Below are 329 nucleotides of genomic sequence, written 5' to 3' on the forward strand. Positions count from 1 at the left end.
TTATACTGCCATCTTTTGTATATCCCGCAATGGCTATACTATAATCTCTTTTATCTTCTTCTTCTGTCGTGAAACCAATATCATAAAGATATTCTTTTTCTCCTTTCTCCCAGACAGAATAAGGAATGCCATGAATTTTCCAATAAGTGCTGGATTCCTTTAAATCCGTCAGATAAACTACGATGCTCTTTTATATATTTATTATAATCAGGATCATTTTCTTTCCAAATTCCTTTGTTTTTTGCTTTAAACCTACATATTTCAGTACTACCAGTTCCTCCCTGCATCCAAATAGTAACATTTCCTCCAGGAGCCATTCCTGCCACAAT

The 329-nt window shown here is 34.3% G+C and carries 1 protein-coding gene; it reads right to left on the reverse strand.

Features of this window, described 5'->3' with window-relative positions; translation table 11 throughout:
- Positions 1 to 80: 80 nt before the first annotated feature.
- Positions 81 to 329: DUF2931 family protein (locus tag ACHRV0_RS21640; protein WP_395442520.1), on the reverse strand; the 249-nt coding region annotated here is incomplete at its 5' end.

Origin of the sequence: Flavobacterium sp. FlaQc-30 (assembly GCF_044005885.1) — a bacterium.
Lineage (GTDB): Bacteria > Bacteroidota > Bacteroidia > Flavobacteriales > Flavobacteriaceae > Flavobacterium.